Source organism: Paenibacillus lignilyticus (assembly GCF_017942085.1).
In the GTDB taxonomy this organism is placed as follows: domain Bacteria; phylum Bacillota; class Bacilli; order Paenibacillales; family Paenibacillaceae; genus Paenibacillus_Z; species Paenibacillus_Z lignilyticus.
This window is the reverse complement of the sequence record NZ_JAGKSP010000002.1, coordinates 829,214-851,730: the sequence shown is the minus strand read 5'-3', so window position 1 is coordinate 851,730 and position 22,517 is coordinate 829,214. Positions and strand designations below refer to the sequence as shown.

Sequence of the window (22,517 nt, the reverse complement as noted above, 5' to 3'; positions counted from 1 at the left end):
GTACCATGATTACGAGAATAGCCAATCGAAGAATGTACTATACAGCATTTGTTGCCGTCCTTGTGGTGCTTCTGGTCATCCTTGCCCTGCCCTCGCTTAAGAGCGCCATAGCTCGCGCGCAGCTGGAAATGAAGCCGAAGAATGAAGTCGTGGAGGCTGCGTCCGATGCGCCTGCCGGCGATGCAGCGCCGCAGTCACCGACGGCGTTCGAGAAGGTTGCGGAAACCGACCGGCTTGAGCTGCTGTTCCGTTCATCCGATTCCGCGATTGCGGTCAAGGACAAGAGCAACGGCTACTTGTGGCAATCGGCTGTTCCGCTTCAGGATGCAGCAGCGGAAGGCAATGATCTATGGACCGCCAGCAGTCAGTCCATCTTCCACATGACGTTTACGGATCCGAATTTGCCGGCGCTTGAAACGCAGGAGACGAACTCGGTTATCGAACAGCCGAAGATTAAGGCGACAGAGCTCGATAACGGAATATCCGTCCACTACGAGCTGCCAAGACTTCAGATCAGTTTCGATATGATCTTCGAATTGAAAGGGAATGCGCTCGAGGTCACCGTTCCCGGCCAATCCATTCAAGAGGCCAAAAACAATTGGCTGATGGCGATTTCGCCGCTTCCGTTCTTCGGAGCCGCCATGGATCATGAGCAAGGCTATGCGATATATCCGGATGGTCCCGGCGCGCTGTCGACCTTTAAGTCCAACCATCCGAATTATTTGAATCCCTATCGCGCGAGCGTATACGGTTCGGATACGATCTCATTCAACAACTATCAGCGGCAGCAGAATGCACTGCTCCCTATATTCGGCTTGAAGGTGAACGAGAATGCGTTCCTCGGCATGATCACGAAGGGCGAGTACGATGCGAACATTCTTTATTCGCCAAGCGGGTACTTGATCAATATGAACCGCGTATCCTCGGAGCTTGTCTATAGGCGCGAATATGAGGCGGTTAAGAAGGATGGCAACTTAACCAAGAAGCCGGAGAAGGAGCTGCTGCGGGAGGATCATACCATCCGTTATGTGTTCTTCAGCGGCAATGAAGCAGATTACAGCCATATGGCTTCAGCCTATCGGCAATATCTAATCGACGAGAAAGGGATCGCTCCGCGCATCAAGAAGGGAGAACCGATTCCGTTCGGACTGGATTTGCTTATGGGCATTAAGGAAGGCCAAATTCTGTTCGATCATTTCATTCCTACGACGACCTTTGAGGAAGCGCGGCAAATCATGGAGGATTTGACGAAGCGGGGGGTAAAGAACATCTCCGCCAATCTGCTGGGCTGGACGAATGAAGGGTACTTGGAGTATCCGTCCGGCTATAAACCATCCTCGAAATTAGGTGGAAAGAGCGGATTGAAGCAATTAAGCGAGTATACGAAGGCGAATAACTACCAGCTGTTTCTGCAGGACAATTACATCATGGCCTGGAAGGGCGTCGACGGCTTCTCCACGCGCAGCGATGTCGTTGTCGGAGCCAATCATTTTGCGGTCACGGATCGGTATAGCGAGCTCTTCTACTTGAACGCGGGCAAGCAAAACGAACGGTTTCAAGACAAGGTGCTGGATCCTCTCGGCAAACTGGCTGTTACCGGCATTAATTTCGACGGCATCGGGTATACGGACTACTACGACTACAATAAGGCTTACCCGCTGACCCGAGAGGGAACGGCTTCCAAGTGGCTGGAAATGATGGGCAAATCGGTCGATCAGTTTGGCGCGGCAGCCGCAATCGGGGGCAACGGATATACGATCCCGTCATCGTCCCGTTTGTTCAGCATTCCAATGGAAGACAGCGGCTATTTCTTCACCGATGAAACGATTCCCTTCTATCAAATGGTCGTGCACGGGCTGATCCCTTATTCGGGCGATGCGCAGAACTTATTTTATGATCCTAGGCTGCAGTTCCTGAAGATGGTGGAATACGGCTACATGCCTTACTACCAATTCACGAAGAAACATTCCGAGGACCTGAAGGACACGTACTACAGCGATTTGTTCAGCTCAGCCTATCACAACTGGGTCGATCAAGCGGTCGATCAGTATAACGAGATGAGCGAGAAGCTTCAGCCGGTATGGTCGCAGACGATGATCGAGCATCGCAAGCTGGAGAAGGACGTGTATGAGGTCGTTTACGAGGATGGCAGCCGATTAATCGTCAATTATTCGCCGCGAGAGGTCAAGATTGACGGTCATCTTGTGCCGGATAAAAACTTTATCGTCGTACCTAAGGGGGGATAAGCATGAGCGAGCGGAGGATGAGTTTAGAGAAGAAGAAGATGCTGGCTGGCTATGTTTATATCGCCCCATGGGCAATCGGCTTCGCATTGTTTATGTGTTATCCCTTGGTCTATTCCCTTTGGCTTAGCTTTCATGAGGTCGTCGGCGTCGGAAACTTCGAGCTGCAGTCTGTGGGCTGGGACAATTTCAATCGCGCTTTCGTGCTCGATACGCAGTTTATTCCGCTGTTTATCTCGGTCATTCAAGATGCGGTCATCAATACGCCGCTGGTTCTCGTGTTCTCCTTGTTTATCGCGATCTTGTTGAATCATAACATTAGAGGCCGCGCGTTCTTCCGGGCGGCATTCTTCCTGCCCGTATTGATCGGTTCCGGTCTGGCCATGCAGCAGCTGCTGTACGCCGGGGTAGGCAAAGATACGCTGGTCAACGGCATCGGCGTTCCGGATGAAGTGTTTCTCTATATGGGACCTACTTTTTCTCAAATCGTCTTTGATATGTTAAGCCGCCTGACCGTGATTTTCTGGAAGACGGGCGTGCAAATTCTGCTATTCCTAGCCGGTCTTCAAGGCATATCCGTGTCCCTGTACGAATCGGCAAGATGCGACGGCGCAACCGAATGGGAGATGTTCTGGAAGATTACCCTGCCGCTGATGACGCCGATTATTCTGCTTAATTTGGTTTACACCTGCGTCGATTCCTTCACGGATATTAACAACAGGATGATGGTTTATATCAAAGATACGGCCTTCACCGACATCCAGATGGGGTACGCATCCGGAATGGGCTGGATCTACTTTATGTTTATTTTCGCGCTGCTCATTCTCGTATTCGTTTCTACCAAGCGCTTTGTAGTGTACACAGGGGAAAAATAATACAGGAGGTGATTGCAGCGTGAAGTCGATTCCCATTCCGAAGTCCAAGCAGCGTGTTGCTGCCGTTACGCAAACCGAGGTGGGCAGCAAAGTCAAGGCGATCCGAAACCACAGCTTGGTAAGCCGAATCGGGAGCAAGAGCCGCTGGATCTCGCTCATCTATCGTACCTTCGTCTATGTCATTCTTATCGATTTGGCCTTCGTGTTCCTCTATCCGTTTATCTACATGGTGACGACAGCGCTCAAGCATCCGGTGGATTTGATGGATTTTACGATCAAGTGGATTCCGACGAGCCTGGCTTGGGAAAATTTCTATTACGGAATGAAGGGCTTGCAATTTATGACGCACTTCAATAATTCCGCTCTGATCGCCGTCTTGAGCGTGGTCGGACAGGTGCTGTCCTGTTCCTTTGTCGCATATGGCTTCGCCCGTATTAAGTTTCCCGGCCGCGAGGTGCTGTTCTTCCTGTGCATGTTCACCATGATTATACCGCCGCAAACGATCATCGTTCCGCTGTTCATGCAGTACAAAACAATGGGATGGCTGGACAGCGTGCTGCCTCTCATTGTTCCGTCCTTCTTTGCGGGCGGGCTTCGCGGGGCGCTGTTCATCTTTATCTTCCGCCAGCTGTTCCGCGGGCTTCCATGGGAGCTCGAGGATGCGGCCCGAGTGGACGGATGCGGCAGCTTCAAGGTGTATTGGAAGATTATATTGCCGCTTACGCCGCCTGCAATTGTCGTAACGATGCTGTTGTCGCTCGTATGGCACTGGAATGATTTCTTCGAGCCGTCGATCTTCCTCACCTCGGAAGAGAAGTTTACTTTGCCGATGATGCTGCCTCGTCTCTATCAATCGCTGGATACGTTAACGGGCAGCAGCTTTGAAGTATTCAGTTTACCTGTCGTAATGGCCGCTACGTTCATGGCTCTGTTGCCGATGCTTCTGGTTTATTTCTTCCTTCAACGCTATTTCATTCAAGGCGTGGAGCGTTCCGGTTTGGTTGAGTAAAATTATTGGGAGGTATGGACATGACTAAAGTGCGCGTTGGTTTCATTGGAACAGGTGGCATTGCAGGGTGGCATGCAAGGCAGCTGCTGGAGCTGCCGGAGGCGGAGATTAAGGCCGTAGCCGATACCAGCAGCAAGAATCGGGACAATTTCATCACGAAAAACAGCCTGATCGATGTGCAGCAATTCTCGGATTATCGAGACATGCTGGAGCAGGCGGACATTGATGCCGTTATTATTTGCTCCCCGCATACGCTGCATTTCGCTCAGGCGCAGGATGTGCTCCGCAAGGGGCTGCATGTGCTGATCGAGAAGCCGATGACCTGCTCGTCCGAGGAGGCGGAGCAGCTGATTCGAGTAGCGGAGCAGTCGGGCAAAATCATGCAAGTTTCTTACCAGCGGCACTTTCAGCCGGAATTCTTATATATTCGCGATGCCATCGCAAGCGGCGAGATCGGTAAGCTTACCTCGATCACGGCATCGCTCTATCAGCAATGGAGACAGGGAACGCCGGGCTCTTGGCGGGCGGATCCGGCGTTATCCGGCGGCGGCTTCCTTATGGACTCGGGCAGTCACATTATCGATGTGCTGCTGTGGACGTCCGGCCTTACGCCGATTGAAGTGAAGCCGCAGCTGCACATGCATGGCGCCACGGTGGAGATCGACACGTTCACGTCGATTCGGTTCGCGGAAGGAGCCGTTGCCGGTTTGAACTTGGTCGGTTACTCCCCATGCTGGCATGAAACCTTCGTATTCTGCGGCGAACAAGGCGGAATCTTCTACGACAACGGCAAAATCACGCTTCGCCGCCTCGGGCAGGATCCGATCGTGCCGGAGCTGCCGGAGCAGACGACCAACCAAGATAAAAGCTTCATCGATGCCATTCTTGGGCGACATGAGGTGCTTGTGCCGGGCGAGTTTGCCTTGAAGGTCGTGAAGCTGTCGGAGATGATCTATCAAGCTGCCGGCTACGAGCCGCAGGCAGACGCGGAAGCGAAAGGGGAACAATCGGCATGACGATCCAATTAGGAATGCGCATTCCGCCTAAGATCGGGGCGGAAGGAATCGCGAAGACGGCCGCGTGGGCGGCAAGCATTGGGCTTGATGTATTGGATGTTTCCAATCTGACTCCTGAAGTGAAGGCCTCTTGCGAGGAAGCTCGTATTGGCATCGGATCGATTGATGCCCATCATACGTCGCGACTGTTAAGCCGTGACGCAGGTCGCCGCGAGGAAGCGCTGGAAGCGGCGAAGAAGCAATTGAGTTCGATTGCTTCACTGGGCGGCAGCGTGCTGTTTATGTGTCTTGTGCCGGAGGATCATACGCTCCCGCGGAACGAAGGTTTTGCGATCTGGAAGGAAACCTTTCCGGAGCTCGTGCGTCATGCAGAACAGACGGGTATCTATATCGCGATTGAAGGATGGCCCGGTCCTGCGCCGTATTACCCGACGCTTGGCTGTACGCCGGAGATGTGGAGAGCGATGTTCGAGGCGATTCCCTCTAAGCATTTCGGGCTGAACTACGACCCTTCCCATCTTGTGCGCTTGGGCATTGATTATCTTCGCGCGTTGGACGAATTCGGAGAACGCATCAATCACTGCCACGGCAAGGATACGGAAATACTCCGGGAGGAGCTGTACGAGAGCGGCGTTATTACGCCGACCTTCGGTGCGAAATACGGATTCTCCGAAGGCTCTTGGCGTTATACCATCCCCGGACACGGGGAAGTCGAGTGGGGGAAAGTAGCCGTTCGTCTTGATCGACTCGGATATGCCGGGGCTGTAAGCATCGAGCTTGAGGATCACCGGTTCTGGGGTTCCATCGAGGCCGAGAGACAAGGGGTTATGAAGGCGACCGAGCATTTGGCGAAGTATTTTAAATAACAAGAAGAGGCAAGCTGCGGGCTCTCCGTTTGCTTGCCTTTTCTATGAATTAAGAGACAGACGGGTGAGGAGGTCGGCGATTCGATGCTGGCACAGAAATATGGTACGCCTAAGCTGGGAGAGATGCTGCTCCCGCGGGAGAATTTCAGGCCTTATCCAACTATTGAAGACCGTCCAGAATGGGACGGATTGCCGCTTCATCTGCGAACCTATTGGATGAATAAGGGCATTGCAAAGCTCAATCATGCATGGAATCCCTTGCCGGCTACCGCGTACATGGATTATAGCCGAACGGGTAATCGGGAGAGGTACGACAAGGCTTCATGGGAGCGAAGAAGGACTTTGGCTTCGTTGGTCATAGCGGAATGTATGGAGAACGAGGGGCGATTCCTGGATGACATCGTGAATGGCATATGGTGTATCTGCGAGGAAACGTTCTGGGGAATTCCCGGACACGGCTATATGATGAAGCGTCAGGACTCTCTTCCGGATATGGAGGATCCCGTTATTGAGTTGTTTTCGGCCGAAACCGCGGCGCTGCTCGCTTGGACGCATTATTTGATGAAGTCCAAATTGGATAGCGTAAGCAAGATGGTCTGCGAGCGGATCCGGCAGGAGGTGAAGAGAAGGATTCTTGATCCTTATTTAACTCGTTTCGATTTGTGGTGGATGGGCTTTAATCAAGAGAGGATGCTGAATAATTGGAATCCGTGGTGCAATTCCAATTGCTTGGCGGCATTCCTGCTGCTCGAAGACGATCCCGAACGCCGTGAAGCTGCGGCAATGAAGGCAATGCGAAGTTTGGACCACTATTTGGAACGGCTCCGTTCCGATGGAGGCTGCGAGGAAGGTCCGAAGTATTGGTTATACGCCGGAGGCATGCTTTTCGATGGATTGGAACTGCTTTACAGCGTCTCGGCCCGCCAAATCCATGTCTACGACGAGCCCCTTATCCAACAGATCGGGCGTTACATATACAGAGCTTTCATTGATGATGCGTACTATGTCAATTTTGCAGACAGCACGGCTAAGGTGCAGATCCCGGCAGAGCTGGCCTATCGCTATGGGCGACGTATCGGGGACGATAAGCTTGCCGGACTGGGAGCCATGGTGCTCAGGAAGAAGCGGGAAGAAACCACAGACCTTGAGTTTCCTGCCATGTCCCGCCTGCTGCCTGCGTTATTTCACTATTCGGAAGCAGAGCGCTATGTGGGAGAAACGCCTTATGTCCGAGATGCTTGGCTGGACGGCATTCAAGTGATGGTGGCCAGAGAGCGGCAGGGGACGTCCAAGGGGTTATTCGTTGCAGCTAAGGGAGGCCATAACGATGAAAGCCATAATCATAATGACATTGGTCACTTTATCGTGTATTGCAACGGCTCGCCGATGATTATTGATCCGGGGATGCTGACCTATACCTCCCAATCCTTCTTCGAGGAGCGTTATTCGATATGGGCCATGCAATCCGCCTATCACAATGTTCCGATCGTAAATGGGATACAGCAACGGAACGGAAGCTCCTATCGAGCTGCCGATGTCGATTGTAAATTTGATGATCGGTCAGCAGCATTATCGCTGGATATCGGAGGCGCATATCCGGACTTGGCCGAGATCAGGAGCTGGTTACGGACAATAAGTCTCATTCGAGGTTCGTCACCTTGCATTGAAATTAAGGATGAATTTCTCTTGCAGCATAGGACGGATGAAATTACGCTGCATCTGCTGTCGCCTCACCTGCCTCGAAGCGAAGGAGATGGGAGCTTTGTTGTGGAGGATGAGTGCCGCAACCGGATAAGCATTCAGTTTAACAGTGCGATGTTCGCAGGCTCGGTCGAGACAATACCACTGGAGGATGCCATCATGCAGGAGGTATGGGGAGAGCGCTTGTATCGCATTCATCTGAAAATAAGGACTCCCCTTGATCGGGGTGAATGCATGATTAGAATAAGCGAGGTTTAGTTACTCCTAAATGAAGGGTTGTAGGGAAGCATCCCCTACAGCTCTTTTTTGAGTTGAGATGGATCTGAATTTGATCATTTTATAGGAAAAATTCAAGAAAGTGCATGAATTCGAAAAAATCATAATCGGCGGTGAACCCCGCAAAGAGGCTTTCCATTATTGTACACTTTCGGGCTCCCCTGCCAGCCTGTAGCATGTAATACAGGCGTCTGGCAAGCGCTTACATTTCGGTGTGCGAGAGGAGTTGATTATAGCTTCAGAAATCATCCGTCACATGCAGCATGATTCGCGCAGAAGTTCGGCAAGGGAATCATCGTGCAGTACACATGATGAACAAGGGAGTTGTGATGAAGTGAGAAGATTCAAATTCCGTAAGCGAAAATTAGTCTCAAGCGTAGCCCTGATTGTGCCTGTTCTTTCCATGCTGCTATCAGCCGTATCCATACCTGTAGCCAGCGCAGCGAGCTACAATGTTACCTCATTCGGGGCTAACGGCACCGATACCGCGGACGATACGCAGGCCATCAACAATGCCATTACGGCTGCGGCCAGCGGCGATACGGTATTCTTCCCGTCCGGCACGTATTATACGTCCGGATCCATTGTCGCGAAGTCAGGTGTTAAACTGATCGGACAAAGCAAAACGACTGCCATTATCAAGTATAACGGAACGACAGACAACAATATGATCACGCTCAGCGGGAAAACCGGCGTTGAGATTGCTCAGCTCACCATCGACGGCAACAGCAACAACCATGTTGTTTCCGGAATCTGGGGCGAGCCCGGCGGCAGTCACTATATTCATGACAATATCATTAAGGATCTGACCAAATCGGATGGATTTGCGCCGTTTGGCATCCTGTTGTCGGCTTCCTCGGACTCCGTTATCGCCAATAATACGATCTCGAATATCGGTATCAATTCCGAATGGGGCGCAGGCATTCGCGCCGGCTGGAATTCGAACAACACGAAGTTCCTGAACAACACGATCTCGAACACGGGCCGGGGCGGAATTTTTGCGAGCGATGGCTGCAACGGCGTAGTGGTGAAAGGCAACACGATCACGGGATCGGGCGTGAACGCGCACGGCCTCTCGATTGAGCTGCACACGAACTGCAACAATTCCGTCATCGAAGACAACAACGTGGATCACTGGATTAGCGCCGTACGATCCGAGTCTATCGCGGTTCGGCGCAATGTCGTCCATACCACGGCCGGCACGGTCAAAGGCATGGGACTCGAGGTTATGGTGACGCACGGCGTCACGACCGACAACTTAGTCGATGGCGGCCAGCAAGTCGGCATGCAGCAATCCCCGGGCACCGGCTACCAATACTGGGGCTATAACACCGTTCAGAACATCGTCATGTGGGGCATGCAGCTTCAAGGCGAAGGAACGGGCGAGACGGAACAGTACCAATACTTCTATAAAAACACGTTCAAAAACGGACCGAACAACAACCCGGCCGCCGCTTATCCCGGCTATGCCGGCAACGCGATCCGGATTCACGGCAATTCGCGGAATCTTACCTTCGACAGCAACATTATCACGAACAACGGAGGCAAAGCGATCGAAATTACGACGGCCTCCGGTACGGATCGAATCAGCTTCATCAACAACACGATTACGGGCAATGCCGGAGCGTCCATCGATCAATATCCATCCGCGGCGGCCGATCTCGAATGGTCGGGCAACACCGTTAGCGGCAACGGAACCAACACGCAGCTGACGAGCCGCGGCTTCAGCGATCCGAAGCCCGTCGCGAATTTCAGTGCTCCGCTGTCCGTGCAGCTCGGTCAGCCGGTTACGTTCACCAACTCATCTACGGACAACGGCACCATCGCAGAGAACCTGTGGGATCTGGGCGAAGGTCCGCCGGTTACGTCAACAAGCCCGACGTATACCTATCAGACGGCAGGCAACTATCGCGTGACGCTCGTCGTATGGGACAATACGGGCCGCGCAAGCCTGAAGGAGCAGATGATCAACGTCTATGCCGGTCCGCCGGATACGCAAGCGCCAACGGCGCCGACGGTGACCTCCCCGTCCAAATCGAACGTAACCGTGGATCTGTCCTGGTCCGGCGCAACGGATAACGTCGGCGTCATCGGCTACGATGTCTATAAAGGCGGCACGCTTTACAGCTCCACGTCCGGGACGTCCTTAACGGTCAACGGATTAACGCCTAGCACGGCTTACAGTTTTACCGTTAAGGCGAAGGATGCGGCAGGCAACGTGTCGGCTGCGAGCAACACGCTGAACGTAACGACGGATGTAGGCGATACGCAAGCGCCGACGACGCCGACGGGCTTGACGATCACGGACGTAACGGATACGACCGTAACCCTCGCCTGGTCCGCATCCACCGATAACATGGGCGTAACCGGCTATGACATCTACAGCGGAACGACAGTGGTCGGATCGACGACCGGCGCAATCAATACGTTCAAAACCGTAACCGGGCTGACGCCTAGTACGGCCTATACGTTTACCGTCAAAGCGAAGGATGCTTCGAACAACGTATCGGCGGCGAGCAATACCGCCTCCGCCACTACCGATCCGGCCGCCAACTGGACCGCTTGCGCAGGAGAGAACCAGACATGCAGCTTTACCGGCACCAAAGAGGTTCGTTATGGCGCTAACGGCAGTTATAACTACGGCATTTTCACGAACTCGGTCGTTTGCTCGAACAACCAATTCGGCGATCCGGCTCCGGGAGCCTACAAGTCCTGCGAAGTGAATCTAGCGGGAACCGGCAGCAGCGATACGACTGCGCCTACTGCTCCGGGCAGTCTGACGTCGCCATCCAAAACGAGCACAAGCGTTAACCTGTCTTGGGCTTCCTCGACAGATAACGTAGCCGTAACGGGCTACGATGTGTACAACGGCTCTACGCTGGCCGGCACGACGGCGGGAACGACTTTCACGGTAAGCGGTCTATCCGCGAGCACCGCGTATTCGTTCACAGTCAAAGCGAAGGATGCGGCCGGCAATGTCTCTACCGCGAGCAATACATTAAACGTGACGACGAATGCCGCAGCAGACACAACGGCACCGACTGCGCCGGCAAGCCTTTCCTCACCGTCCAAAACAAGCACCAGTGTCAGTCTGACATGGACGGCATCGACGGACAACGTCGGCGTAACGGGCTATGAAGTCTATAATGGCGCTACGCTGGTTGGTACGCCGACGGGCAACTCCTTTACAGTGACCGGCCTGGCCGCAAGCACGGCATACTCGTTCACGGTCAAGGCCAAAGATGCGGCGGGGAACCTGTCAGCTGCGAGCAATACGCTCAATGTAACGACGAACGCCGCGACGGATACGCAGGCGCCAACCGCGCCGACAGGCCTCGCTTCGCCATCGAAAACCTCCACAAGCGTCAGTCTGTCCTGGACGGCTTCGACCGACAATGTGGGCGTAACGGGCTATGATATTTACAACGGTGCCGTACTTGCCGGCTCTTCAACCGGAACAACGTTCACCGTGAGCGGCTTGACGGAGAACACTTCCTATACGTTCACCGTCAAAGCGAAAGATGCGGTCGGCAATTTCTCCGCCGCAAGCAGCGCGCTTAATGTAACGACGAGCAGTTCATCCGCTGCAAACTGGACGAATTGCGCCGGCGAGAATAACACTTGCTCCTTCAGCGGGACGAAGGAGGTTCGTTATGGAGCCAATGGCGTTTACGCATATGGCACGTTCACGAACAGCGTATACTGCGGCAACAGCACGTTCGGTGATCCAATACCGGGCGCGTACAAAACCTGCGATGTGAACCTTGGCGGTGGCGGCGGTGCCGATACGCAAGCGCCTACTACACCGGCTAATCTGACATCGCCTTCGAAAACCTCCACGAGCGTTAGCTTGTCCTGGTCGGCTTCGACCGACAATGTCGCTGTGGCGGGTTATGACATCTACAGCGGAACGACACTGGTCGGCTCCGCGACAGGGACAGCTTTCACCGTTAGCGGACTATCGGCGAACACCGCCTACTCCTTCTCTGTGAAAGCCAAAGATGCAGCCGGCAATATTTCTTCTGCAAGCACGTCCGTTAATGTGACGACGAATGCTTCGGGAGGCGGCGGTGCGGGCAGCGTCATTCAAGAGTACTGGACCGGCGTATCCGGAACGAGCGTCAGCAGCATTCCTACGGGTACGGCGCCATCGGGAACAAACGTGTTAACCAGTCTTGAAGGAGCGACGAACTGGGCGGATAACTACGGGGACCGTATTCGCGGTTATATCACGCCTGCGACGAGCGGTACCTATACCTTCTACATTGCCAGTGATGATACATCGCAGCTGTGGCTCAGCACGAACAACAGTCCGTCGAATACTTCCATGATTGCCAGCGTTTACGAGTACACGGGCGTGCGTGAATGGAATAAACATAGCTCCCAGCAATCGGCATCGATTACATTGACTGCGGGACAGCCATATTATTTTGAAATCTTGCATAAAGACGGCGGCGGCGGAGATAATCTGGCTGTCGGTTGGACCGGACCGGGCATCTCAACGATTACGGTCATCGGCTCCGGTTATCTGTCTCAGTACTAAGTGGATTGAAGCTCCGGTCTCGCCTCGTGGCGGGATCGGAGTTTTTTCTGTCTCCCAAACAATGCCAATGGTATGATTGTCATATCAGAGACGCAGCTGATTCGCCGTAAGCATTTTAGCTAACCACTATTTGATGTAAGTAACACAGCTGTCGGCTAATGCGGCAGCTGTTCTGTTACCAAAGACTGAATATATTACCAGTGTATCTATTGGTAAGTAAGCTTATAGTAGAGTGAAAAGTTACATAATAGGGAGAACGCAGGGGCACATGAAGGAATCTGATTTTTGGTTAGCGTTTATTATTGCAGGGATTATAGCAGGCATTTTATTTATCATTAAATATGGTTTCCCGGTTGGTTATAAGGTAAGGATCTCATTAACGTATGGCGAGGCAAAAGATTATTTCTTCACTAAACGCTACTGTAAGAAGTGCGACTCGCAGTTAAGCAGAGTATCGCAAAAGGAGTTCAAAGGGAGAGGTTGGTCCAAATCGATTACTCCCGGCGATCATACGTATGGTGACAGTTAGGAGGTGAAGTTTAGCCTGAAGTGCCCTAACTGCGATACGGAGTATACATCAAAGGATTTGTGATTCGGCGAGCTGAGCGTTCCATATTGGAACGCTCAGCATTATTTTTCGGTGGTTTGGGGAGCCGAGAGTTCGATTTTCGAATGCTCGGCTTACGGTGTTGGTTGATTAGGGTAGTTTGTTGAGCCGAGCGTTCCATTGTGGAACGCTCGGCTTTAATTTTCGGCGGTTTGGCCGCGGAGAGTTCCATTTTCGAACACTCAGCTAGCATAGTAGGCTGATAGAGGTAGTTTGGTGAGTTGAGATTTCCATTGTGGAACTCTCAGTTTTGTTTTTCAGTGTTTTTGCTGCTGAGAGTTCCATTTTCGAACTCTCGGCTCACGGTGTAGGCTGATAGAAGTAGTTTGGCGAGCTGAGAGTTCCATATTGGAACGCTCAGCTTTATTTTTCGGCGGTTTGGCCGCTGAGTGTTCCATTTTCGAACTCTCAGCCTGTGTTTCTCAGCCGCTTTCTCGTCTCTATCCTCGCACAGGATTCGCACGAATCATCCGGATGAAATTCATCGTGGAGGCCGAGAGCGGCTCGTGCTTGCGCGTACAGATCGCAATGCTGTTGGTTAAATGAATGCCCTCCACATATACGCGGCATAGCTCCCCACGCTTGACGTAGTCTCGAACCACCAAGGAAGAAACGAAATTGGCGCCATAGCCTGCGATGACAGCTGTGATCGCTTCATGCAATCCATTGAATTGCAGGGAAATTGTCGGTGTCGAGGAGTTGTAGGTACGGCATAACGACAGCAACCGCTCGCGTGTGGAACTCCCTTCTTCCCGCATAACGAAAGGCTCCTTCATCATGTCGGACAGCGAAACCTGTTGATTCGCATAGCGATGGCCGGGGGCAACGACGAACCATAGCTCATCCCGAAACAACTCCTCCGTCTGAATCGAATCCGGGTAAGCCTCGGGCATTCCGCCGTAAATCGCGATGTCGACATCTACATGCAAGAGCTGTTTTAAAGCATCATTGGAATTCGTTGTTGTAATGATCATCTCGACTTGTTCGTACTGCTGTTTGAAGGTTGCTATCCAGGTGGGGATCAGGAAATGAGCCGGCAAATACGTTGCAGCCAAACGAATACATCCATGCGAGCCGTTACGGTACTCCCGGGCATATTGTTCAATTTGTTGTTCCACGGCAAAAAGCCGCTTAGCCAGTAAAGCAATCTCCTCACCTGCATCCGTTAAAGCGATCCCTCTTCCTTGCGGCTTGAGCAGCGGGAGGAGCAGCTCTTTCTCAAACTTTTTAATCTGCGCGGTAATGGCGGGCTGACTGATATTGAGCAGCTCCGATGCACGGGTCACGCTCCCCGTACTCGCAATCACATGAAATAACCGTAAGGCATGTAGATTCATCTCGAGCGCCTCCTTGCGAACAAATCATATATGAAATGTATAGATTCATTTTAAACATATATTATATTTATGATTATATCTCGAATACACTGAAAGCAGAAGTTCATTAGGAGAAGGGAAATGATCATTTTGCGGATAACGTAACGTACCGTAATTTCTAACGAATTGTACGCGCCTTATTTGATCAAATAACAGCGATATGAAATTCTAACGAATCCTACAGGTCTTATTTGCTCGAAAACTCATGCATTTCTGCCTATTTGGATCAAATAAGGCCTCTGTGATTCGTTAGAATTTTAGAAGTGCTATTTTCTCCGGAATAAGACCTCTACGATTCGTTAGCGTGAAAATCAAGCCCAGCTTAGTGCATTTCGGTTCATTAGGAGAAGGAGAAGTGATAAGTATGAATCAAGGAACGGTCTGGAATGAGGTTGATCAGTATATCGCGGAGCGGTTGATTGAGCAGGATGCTGTTCTCGCCAAGGTGTTATCCACCAATCAAGAAGCGGGGTTACCGGCAATTGATGTCTCTGCTGCGCAGGGCAAATTCTTGAACTTGCTCGTGCAGCTTCATGGCTCCAAACGGATTCTGGAAATCGGAACACTCGGCGGTTACAGCACCATATGGTTAGCGAGAGCACTGCCGCCTTATGGCAAAATCGTTACGCTGGAGCTCGATCCCCATCATGCGCAGATTGCTGCAGCGAATCTAGCTCATGCACAGGTGCAGGATAAGGTTGAAATTCGAGTCGGCGAGGCTTTGGAGCAGTTGGCTCTCATGCGGGACGAGGGCGTGGAGGCGTTCGATTTCATCTTCATTGATGCCGATAAACCAAACAATCCACATTACTTGAAGTGGGCTCTTCATTTCTCCCATCCCGGGACGGTCATTGTGGGCGATAACGTTGTTCGCGGAGGCGAAGTGTTGGACGAGAATAACTCCGATCCGCGTGTTATTGGGGTGAGGCAGTTCTATGATCTCTTGGCGGAAGAGAAACGAATTACAGCCACTGCGATTCAAACCGTCGGCAGCAAAGGCTACGATGGATTCATGATTGGTATTGTGACAAACTAATCGCACAGCCCGCATAGCTCACCCAAGACTACCCTCGCGGTAGTCTTTTTTATAAAGTCATATTTCGTATATTTTGAGTCTACTGTGATCAATGACGCATATCTGAACCTATTTTACAATAAAGGTTAAGTATTTCATCATCCGCATAATCGTATGGGAGAGGATCATATGTCGGAAGCATCAAGGCTGCTGGATGGCAAAATCGCGCTTGTAACAGGTGCCGGAAGCGGGCTCGGGCGAGCAATTGCGATTGGTTTGGCGGAACAAGGAGCGAAGCTCGTGCTGGTAGGCCGCAGAGCGGCGAAGCTGGAAGAAACGGCAGCAATCATCCGTGAACAAGGCGGAACGGCTTATCCGATTGCGGCGGATATTTCGAAGCTGGATGAAGTCGAGGCGATGGCGCGGCAAATCTTCGCAAGCTATGGCGTTCCGGCCGTAGTCGTGAATGCGGCAGGCGTGTTTAAAGAAATCGGCCCCATTCTCGAAAGCGACCCGACAGGATGGATGGACACGATCATGATCAATGCGGTCAGTCCTTATTTCATCTGCAGAGCACTGGCAGGGGAAATGGTGAAAGCGGGATGGGGACGCATCATTAACGTAACCTCCGCGGCGGCGTTGGCCGAGCCCGAAGGGACCAACAGTGCCTACGCTACGAGTAAAGTGGCGTTAAATCATTTTACAAGACAGTTGGCTGCTGAACTTAGCGGCACAGGTGTGACTGCGAACGTGTTCCATCCCGGTGAAGTGAAAACGGAAATGTTCGAAGCCATACGCAATCATGTTCGCGTGCCCGGTGAACTGCAGGACTGGGTAGCTTGGGTGGAGAGGACAGGCGGCGATTCGCCGGCGAAGTCCGTTCAGCTCATTGCCGATTTGCTAAAACCGGAGTCGGACTCCATTACCGGCCGATTCCTATGGATAGAAGATGGGCTGAAGCAACCTAAATATAGCTGGGATTAGGAGCGTTGATCATGACAACCTTACAATCGCATCTGGATGAGTTCAATCGGCAAGGGTTTACTGTATTTCGGGGGGCCATTTCGGAGTCGTGGGCGGATCAGCTGCATGCCGGGTTGCTGCATTATTTGGAAGAACCGCCTCTGCCGGGGCAATGGGACGGATTCCGTACGCGTATGTTTGAGCGGGGCGAAGCGTATATCCGCTTGATCGAAAATGAACCTATCGTCGACTTCGCGGAAGCGCTGCTTGGCGAGAAATGCCATATGTTCTGCATGAATGCTTTTACGACTAAGAAAGGCAAAGGCTTTGATACCTGGCATGTGGATGAGGAACTGTTCTTTCCGTTGCCTGACGGGACACAGCTGGATGAGCGTATTCCAATCCCGACTTATCTCATAACGGAACAGGTGCCCAGAAATGGACGATTACCCCGAACTCGGACGGCACAGTGAAGATTCTCAACCCGAACAGCGGCAAAGTATTGGACGTCAACGGCGGGGGACAAGCAGATGGAGCAAAGGTGCAAATTTGGTCCGATTGGGGTACGGTCGGGCAGAAGTGGCAGCTTGTCAATATAGCGCCTACGGAATCGAGCAATCTGGCCCTCGGCAAAACAGCAACGGCCAGCTCAGCCGAAGCAGCTGCCTATGGCGCTTCCGAACATGGGAGGCATTTCTAACGGCGGCATTAGCAGCGGTCAAATTGTAACCAAAGAAACGTTCTATCCGCGAGATGGGAAAACGTATATCTTCCAGCTGCGGGCCAAGATTCCGACAGGTGCGGGCACATGGCCGGCTTTCTGGATGTATTCGCCCGGAGGGGCGGGATCGACCACTTCGGAAATCGATATTTTCGAGTACTTTAACTCCCCGACCCAAAATACGTACGATTGGACCGGCTTCGATCATGGCGATGGCGTTGGCACGGACTACTACAGCATTATGACGAATCAATGGGTATGGCATCCGGGCTTCGACTTCGCTGCTGACTTCGCTGCTACCTTCCATACCTACACGCTGATCTGGAAGGAAGGCAACATTCAGAAGTGGGTGGACAATACGCTGGTGAAGGGAACGAACTTTGCTTGGTATGGTCCGGATCCGGAAGTGTTGATTAACTTGGCTGTAGGCGGAACCCGAACTCTGTGCCGTCCGCAGGTGCAACACCGTTCCCATCTAAATTTACGCTCGATTATTTCCGTGTCTATGTAAAATAGCCTCATCCCAAAGCCGTTGTTTTGCTGCCTTATGCAGCAGGGCAGCGGCTTTTATTCTTTGCGCGGTTTACGCAACAAGCGATAAAAACCGTAATCATGTCATAACAATTCGTATATTGCGTCTATTCCTTCCATTATGATTAGAAAATCCGGGGAAGTTGTGCAAACCGAATCCAAGTATCGACATTTTCTTAGGAATCGGGTTACAATTTTGACGTGTAAGACCGGATTGAGGTCGATTGATTGACGCAGAGAGAGGTTAGTTGATGAACCAGAAGAGAACATTGCGTTTCAAATTCATCCTCGGTTTTTTTATCGTAACGACCCCTTTGATCTTTTTTCTGTTCTATAATAATTTCTATGCCATGAATGTCGTCCGTGCGGAGGTATCCCAATCGTACTACAATTTCCTCGAAACGCAGGTCTCCTCTCTCGATCAGACGTTGGAGGAAACGAACAATTATATTCTGCGCCTGGGAAGCAGCGATTTCTCCTACACCAATTTGATACCGCTTACTTTATATCCGAAGGATAACGGCGATTATTTTATGGCCAAGCAGTGGTTGTTGCGCAAGTTCGATGACGATCTCAGCGTCTATAAAGGAATCAAAACCTTCTTCGTCTATTCGAAGAAAAATAATGATATGATCAGCGTCAAAAAGAGCTATGAAGATACCCAGGAATTTGACGGCGTCCTGTATTCCTTCTTTGAACAGCATAAGAATGACATGGATACACAGAATTGGACGGTTACTTCATGGAACGATAAATTTTACTTGGTACGTGTCATTCCGATCAGCCCGAATGAAATCAATCGGGAGCTTTATGTAGGCGCTTTAATCGATATCAATCACTTAATTCAACCGCTTAGACAGTCGAATTTCGGGAACAGCGGGAAAGAATTGCTGCTGATGTCGAACACGGGCACTTCCTTAATTGAAACCACCCTCTCTTCCGATAACGTCAATGAGATTGTGAAGAAGCTGGAACACAATGAGATGAAGTATGTTTCCTTTACGAAGTCGTCGAGCGGCAGCAAATATATGCTTGTCGGCCTTCCGTTTCAATATGCGCCGATTAGCCTGGCCGTCTTCATTCCGGAGAAAGTCGTGCTGCAGAAACTGTTATATTTTCAGCGCCTGCTCTTCTTGCTTCCGATTGGTTTGATTATCATTCTTGTTTTCTACTTGTTATTCGTAAAGAACGTGCTGCTGCGACCGATGAACATTCTGATCAAAGGGATGCAGAGCATCGGCCGGGGGAACTTGGATGTAAGGCTTGGCGACCATTCCACCAAAGAATTCTCCTTCCTGGTAGAGACGTTTAACAAGATGGCTTCGCAAATTCAAAGCCTGAAAATTAACGTTTACGAGGAAATGCTGCGAGCGCAGAAAGCCGAATTTAATCACTTGCAAGCGCAGATTAACCCGCATTTCTATTTGAACTCTTTAAATATTATATTTAGCCTCTCGGTGCTGGAAGAGAATCTTCTGGTTCAGAAAATGACCCAGCATTTAGGCGATTATTTCCGCTTCATTACTCGCTCCCATCGGGATACGATTACACTGGCCGAAGAGATTGGACATATCGAGAACTATTTGGAGATTCAGAAGCTTAGATTTCCGGAGAAACTCACCTTTCAGATTACAATCCCGGGCATGTATAAGACATACAGTATATCGCCCTTAATCATTCAACCCTTTGTTGAGAATGCGATCATACACGGGATGGATAAAGGCAAAGCGGTCTTTCATATTGCCATCGCGGTGAGGCAATCCGAAGCGTCGAGCGTTTGCTATGAAGTGTGCATCAGCGACAGCGGCAAGGGGTTCGCTCCCGACAAATTACAGATGTTCCAAGCCGGTCAATATGCAGAAGGCCAAGGCTCAGGGGACAAACATCTTGGGATTTGGAATGTACACCATCGCTTACGGATGAAGTATGGCGAGGCATTCAACATTCTGTTCGAGAATGGTGCCCGGAAAGGGGCAGTCGTACGCTTAATCATTCCCAAACAGTCACCATACGAGGAGCAGGGGGATCTCTAACATGTACAAGTTACTTATCGTAGATGATGAAGTCTATGCGATTAAAGCTTTGTTAAAAGGGATCGATTGGAACGGGTTAGGCTACAGCGAGGTTTATAGCGCGTGCGACGCAGATGAAGCGATGGAGATTATCCGGACCGTAAACATCGATGTTCTGCTGTGCGATATTGAAATGCCTGACAGCAATGGGCTTGATCTGGTTGGGTGGGTTAGAGAGCATAACACGTCGATCGTGCCTGTTTTCTTGACCGGCCATGCCGATTTCGCATATGCCCAACAGGCTATTCGCCTGGGCAGCTATGAGTATTTACTGAAGCCCGTTAACTATGATCAATTAAGATCGGTCATGGTGAAGGTGCAGGAGCGGGTTGAGGAATTGAGGAAGGTCGAGCAATTCGATGAACGCTTCCAAACCTATGAGAAGCTTTGGGAGAAGCAGAAACCCTTACTGACCGAACGATTCTGGCAAGATATATTAGGTCAGCGCCTCATTCCGACCGCGGACAACTTGCTGCAGCAGCTGCCAGCGTATAATGTCACGTTTGCCCCGAATACATGGATTTTGCCTATTCTGCTTAGTGTCGAGATGTGGAGCAAGGAGTTCAATCTGCGCGATGAAGAAATTATGGAGTACGCGCTTCGCAATGCGGCAGCTGAGCTGTTTCTGCAATCACAAGCAGGTGACGTTATTCAAGATCGCAACGGTCTTCATTTCATTCTCATTTACTTGACGAACCCTGCAGAAGCCGATATGGATGGTTGGCTTACCAAATGTCAGGACTATATAGACGTCTGTTCACGACTGTTCTATTGCAGCTTGTCTTGTTATATCGGACGACCGGTAGGGATAGGCGATCTGTCTGACAGCTATCATGCGTTACTGGAGCTTGAGGCTCGCAATATCGTAAATACGAAGGTTGTCCAATTCCAGCCGGAGCGGACAGGCAGCGTGCCCGCGAATCCGATCAAAGCGCCTGTCCATATTGAATGTGCGGACTGGGTCGTGCTGTTCGAGCTAGGGAAGAAAGAGGAACTGACGAAGCGGCTGGACGCCGTGCTTGCAGAGCTCCGGGAAGATCAATTCAGTGCGGCTGAAACGATCGATGCCCTCTACCACTCGATCTTACATATGGTGTACCAAGTGTCGCATAAGCATGGCCGGTCTGTGAAAGAAATGCTGGGTACGGGAAAGTGGTTCGGCGATGCTTCGGCAACCCGTTCCATTGCGCAGTTTAAACAATGGGCTGCGCGTGTAATTACAGCGGGAATCGATTATATGCAGGTGATGCGGATGGACAGCTCTGCAATTATCGAGAAGATCAAGCAGTATGTTCAAGCGAATTTGAAGGATGTGATGAGAGAAGAGATTGCCTCTCATGTGCATTTAAACTCCGCCTATTTATCAAGGCTGTTTAAGAAAGAAACAGGGCAAACCTTGATGGACTACATCATTACAGTCCGAATGAATCAAGCCAAAATTATGCTCATCGAGACGGATTTTAAAATTAGTGAAATCTGTGAATCTATGGGATACGAAAACTTCTCGCATTTTAGTAAAGTTTTCAAAAAACAAGTCGGTGTTCATCCGCAGGAATTTCGCAAGCGATATCAATTGCTGGATAAATAAGTGCAACAACAAACCCTCGGTGAGCAATTCATTGTTCATCCGAGGGTTTATTTTATTGCTGTCATAATAACGGCAATGATGTCATTCCACTTCGTAGAAAGCCTATATTTGAAACTCTATAATAAAGATAACAGATGGGGATAACGAGAAGGAAGGTGCTGAATATGGGTAATAAACCCATTAATAATCAATACAAAACGACTTTTATTAAAAAAGTATATCAAAATCGATATTTATTGCTCATGTTATTGCCAGGCGTACTTTACTTGATCATTAACAATTACATTCCGATGCTTGGGTCGGTTGTCGCTTTCAAAAGCATCAATTACGCGCTGGGTTACATAAAGAGCCCATGGGTTGGATTCGACAATTTTAAGTTTCTGTTTAACTCAACCGATGCCTGGGTCATTACGCGAAATACGATCTTATACAATCTCGTATTCATCGTTCTTACTCTGGTCAGCGCCGTGACATTCGCGATTCTGCTGAATGAGCTGCGGAACCGCTTCTTCTCCAATTTGTATCAGAGCGTGATGTTCCTCCCCTACTTTTTGTCAGCGGTTGTCGTAGGGTATCTTGGCTACTCGATGCTAAGCCAGGAGTTTGGTTTCATCAACACCATCATATTGGCTCCGCTCGGCATTGAACCGATTTCGTGGTATAGCGAACCGAAATACTGGCCGTTCATCTTGCCGATCGTCTACATTTGGAAGAACGTTGGCTACTCCATCGTCATTTACTTAGCCGCCATTATCAGTATCGACAAGGAATACTATGAAGCTGCCATAACCGATGGCGCAACCAAGTGGCAGTTGATCAGGAACATTACGCTTCCTTCCATCAAGCCGATGATGATCATTCTGACCTTGCTCGCGGTCGGTCATATCTTAAATGCAGATTTCGGTTTGTTTTACCAATTGCCGCTGGATGCGGGAGCCTTGTACTCAACGACGAATGTCATTGATACGTACGTGTACCGGGCCTTGATTCGATTGGGAGATACCGGGATGTCATCAGCAGCGGGCATGTATCAATCCGTAGTCGGATTCGTTTTGGTTGTTAGCGTGAATTTCCTAGTACGCAAAATAGATAAAGAGAATGCACTCTTTTAGAAA

The 22,517-nt window shown here is 50.7% G+C and carries 17 protein-coding genes; 16 read left to right on the top strand and 1 reads right to left on the bottom strand.

Features of this window, described 5'->3' with window-relative positions:
* The first annotated feature begins 5 nt into the window (after nucleotides 1–5).
* From I8J30_RS08800 to I8J30_RS08745, 8 genes are all read left to right on the top strand, one after another.
* Nucleotides 6–2,246, top strand: coding sequence for a DUF5696 domain-containing protein (locus tag I8J30_RS08800; protein ID WP_210657250.1), 2,241 nt, complete (start codon nucleotides 6–8; stop codon nucleotides 2,244–2,246).
* 2 nt (nucleotides 2,247–2,248) lie between these two features.
* Complete coding sequence (locus I8J30_RS08795; protein ID WP_210657248.1) at nucleotides 2,249–3,118, top strand: carbohydrate ABC transporter permease; 870 nt, start codon at nucleotides 2,249–2,251, stop codon at nucleotides 3,116–3,118.
* Nucleotides 3,119–3,137: 19 nt separating this feature from the next.
* On the top strand, nucleotides 3,138–4,127 hold the full coding sequence (locus tag I8J30_RS32950) for a carbohydrate ABC transporter permease (protein WP_210657246.1): 990 nt from the start codon (nucleotides 3,138–3,140) through the stop codon (nucleotides 4,125–4,127).
* Between the two features lie 20 nt (nucleotides 4,128–4,147).
* On the top strand, nucleotides 4,148–5,143 hold the full coding sequence (locus tag I8J30_RS08785; RefSeq protein WP_210657244.1) for a Gfo/Idh/MocA family protein: 996 nt from the start codon (nucleotides 4,148–4,150) through the stop codon (nucleotides 5,141–5,143).
* On the top strand, nucleotides 5,140–6,009 hold the full coding sequence (locus I8J30_RS08780) for a sugar phosphate isomerase/epimerase family protein (protein WP_210657243.1): 870 nt from the start codon (nucleotides 5,140–5,142) through the stop codon (nucleotides 6,007–6,009). Before I8J30_RS08785 ends, I8J30_RS08780 begins: the two co-directional genes overlap by 4 nt.
* An 84-nt stretch (nucleotides 6,010–6,093) precedes the next feature.
* The gene (locus I8J30_RS08775; RefSeq protein ID WP_210657241.1) at nucleotides 6,094–7,968 is read left to right on the top strand and encodes a heparinase II/III domain-containing protein; all 1,875 of its coding nucleotides are present in this window, start codon (nucleotides 6,094–6,096) and stop codon (nucleotides 7,966–7,968) included.
* A gap of 352 nt (nucleotides 7,969–8,320) precedes the next feature.
* On the top strand, nucleotides 8,321–12,529 hold the full coding sequence (locus I8J30_RS32945; protein ID WP_338044836.1) for a fibronectin type III domain-containing protein: 4,209 nt from the start codon (nucleotides 8,321–8,323) through the stop codon (nucleotides 12,527–12,529).
* Between the two features lie 268 nt (nucleotides 12,530–12,797).
* Nucleotides 12,798–13,058: a hypothetical protein gene (locus I8J30_RS08745; protein WP_210657239.1), complete on the top strand. Its 261-nt coding sequence runs from the start codon at nucleotides 12,798–12,800 to the stop codon at nucleotides 13,056–13,058.
* A gap of 518 nt (nucleotides 13,059–13,576) precedes the next feature.
* On the opposite strand, the gene I8J30_RS08740 is transcribed toward I8J30_RS08745, so the two are convergent.
* Entirely contained in the window at nucleotides 13,577–14,473 is an 897-nt protein-coding gene (locus tag I8J30_RS08740) for a LysR family transcriptional regulator (protein ID WP_210657237.1), read from the bottom strand.
* 403 nt (nucleotides 14,474–14,876) lie between these two features.
* Between I8J30_RS08740 and I8J30_RS08735 the strand changes: the two genes are divergently transcribed.
* From I8J30_RS08735 to I8J30_RS08700, 8 genes are all read left to right on the top strand, one after another.
* Entirely contained in the window at nucleotides 14,877–15,548 is a 672-nt protein-coding gene (locus tag I8J30_RS08735; protein WP_210657235.1) for an O-methyltransferase, read from the top strand.
* Between the two features lie 168 nt (nucleotides 15,549–15,716).
* Nucleotides 15,717–16,511: an SDR family NAD(P)-dependent oxidoreductase gene (locus tag I8J30_RS08730; protein ID WP_210657233.1), complete on the top strand. Its 795-nt coding sequence runs from the start codon at nucleotides 15,717–15,719 to the stop codon at nucleotides 16,509–16,511.
* Nucleotides 16,512–16,522: 11 nt separating this feature from the next.
* Nucleotides 16,523–16,963 (top strand): hypothetical protein, encoded by a 441-nt coding sequence (locus tag I8J30_RS08725; RefSeq protein WP_210657231.1) that lies wholly within the window; start codon nucleotides 16,523–16,525, stop codon nucleotides 16,961–16,963.
* Nucleotides 16,960–17,190 carry an RICIN domain-containing protein gene (locus I8J30_RS08720; protein ID WP_338044835.1) on the top strand — a complete coding sequence of 77 codons (231 nt, stop codon included), beginning with the start codon at nucleotides 16,960–16,962 and terminating at the stop codon, nucleotides 17,188–17,190. Before I8J30_RS08725 ends, I8J30_RS08720 begins: the two co-directional genes overlap by 4 nt.
* Nucleotides 17,174–17,722 (top strand): glycoside hydrolase family 16 protein, encoded by a 549-nt coding sequence (locus tag I8J30_RS08715; protein ID WP_210657229.1) that lies wholly within the window; start codon nucleotides 17,174–17,176, stop codon nucleotides 17,720–17,722. Before I8J30_RS08720 ends, I8J30_RS08715 begins: the two co-directional genes overlap by 17 nt.
* 271 nt (nucleotides 17,723–17,993) lie before the next feature.
* Nucleotides 17,994–19,775 (top strand): sensor histidine kinase, encoded by a 1,782-nt coding sequence (locus I8J30_RS08710; protein WP_210657226.1) that lies wholly within the window; start codon nucleotides 17,994–17,996, stop codon nucleotides 19,773–19,775.
* 1 nt (nucleotide 19,776) lies between these two features.
* Nucleotides 19,777–21,402, top strand: coding sequence for a response regulator transcription factor (locus tag I8J30_RS08705; RefSeq protein WP_210657224.1), 1,626 nt, complete (start codon nucleotides 19,777–19,779; stop codon nucleotides 21,400–21,402).
* A 164-nt stretch (nucleotides 21,403–21,566) separates the two neighbouring features.
* On the top strand, nucleotides 21,567–22,514 hold the full coding sequence (locus tag I8J30_RS08700) for an ABC transporter permease (RefSeq protein WP_240547913.1): 948 nt from the start codon (nucleotides 21,567–21,569) through the stop codon (nucleotides 22,512–22,514).
* Nucleotides 22,515–22,517: the final 3 nt, after the last annotated feature.

Coding starts and splice junctions, on each gene's coding strand:
- I8J30_RS08775 (WP_210657241.1), top strand. CDS start 6,094: ATGCTGGCACAGAAATATGGTACGCCTAAGCTGGGAGAGATGCTGCTC.
- I8J30_RS08705 (WP_210657224.1), top strand. CDS start 19,777: ATGTACAAGTTACTTATCGTAGATGATGAAGTCTATGCGATTAAAGCT.
- I8J30_RS08780 (WP_210657243.1), top strand. CDS start 5,140: ATGACGATCCAATTAGGAATGCGCATTCCGCCTAAGATCGGGGCGGAA.
- I8J30_RS08735 (WP_210657235.1), top strand. CDS start 14,877: ATGAATCAAGGAACGGTCTGGAATGAGGTTGATCAGTATATCGCGGAG.
- I8J30_RS08730 (WP_210657233.1), top strand. CDS start 15,717: ATGTCGGAAGCATCAAGGCTGCTGGATGGCAAAATCGCGCTTGTAACA.
- I8J30_RS08795 (WP_210657248.1), top strand. CDS start 2,249: ATGAGCGAGCGGAGGATGAGTTTAGAGAAGAAGAAGATGCTGGCTGGC.
- I8J30_RS08710 (WP_210657226.1), top strand. CDS start 17,994: ATGAACCAGAAGAGAACATTGCGTTTCAAATTCATCCTCGGTTTTTTT.
- I8J30_RS08745 (WP_210657239.1), top strand. CDS start 12,798: ATGAAGGAATCTGATTTTTGGTTAGCGTTTATTATTGCAGGGATTATA.
- I8J30_RS08800 (WP_210657250.1), top strand. CDS start 6: ATGATTACGAGAATAGCCAATCGAAGAATGTACTATACAGCATTTGTT.
- I8J30_RS08715 (WP_210657229.1), top strand. CDS start 17,174: ATGGGAGGCATTTCTAACGGCGGCATTAGCAGCGGTCAAATTGTAACC.
- I8J30_RS08785 (WP_210657244.1), top strand. CDS start 4,148: ATGACTAAAGTGCGCGTTGGTTTCATTGGAACAGGTGGCATTGCAGGG.
- I8J30_RS08700 (WP_240547913.1), top strand. CDS start 21,567: ATGGGTAATAAACCCATTAATAATCAATACAAAACGACTTTTATTAAA.
- I8J30_RS08740 (WP_210657237.1), bottom strand. CDS start 14,473: ATGAATCTACATGCCTTACGGTTATTTCATGTGATTGCGAGTACGGGG.
- I8J30_RS08725 (WP_210657231.1), top strand. CDS start 16,523: ATGACAACCTTACAATCGCATCTGGATGAGTTCAATCGGCAAGGGTTT.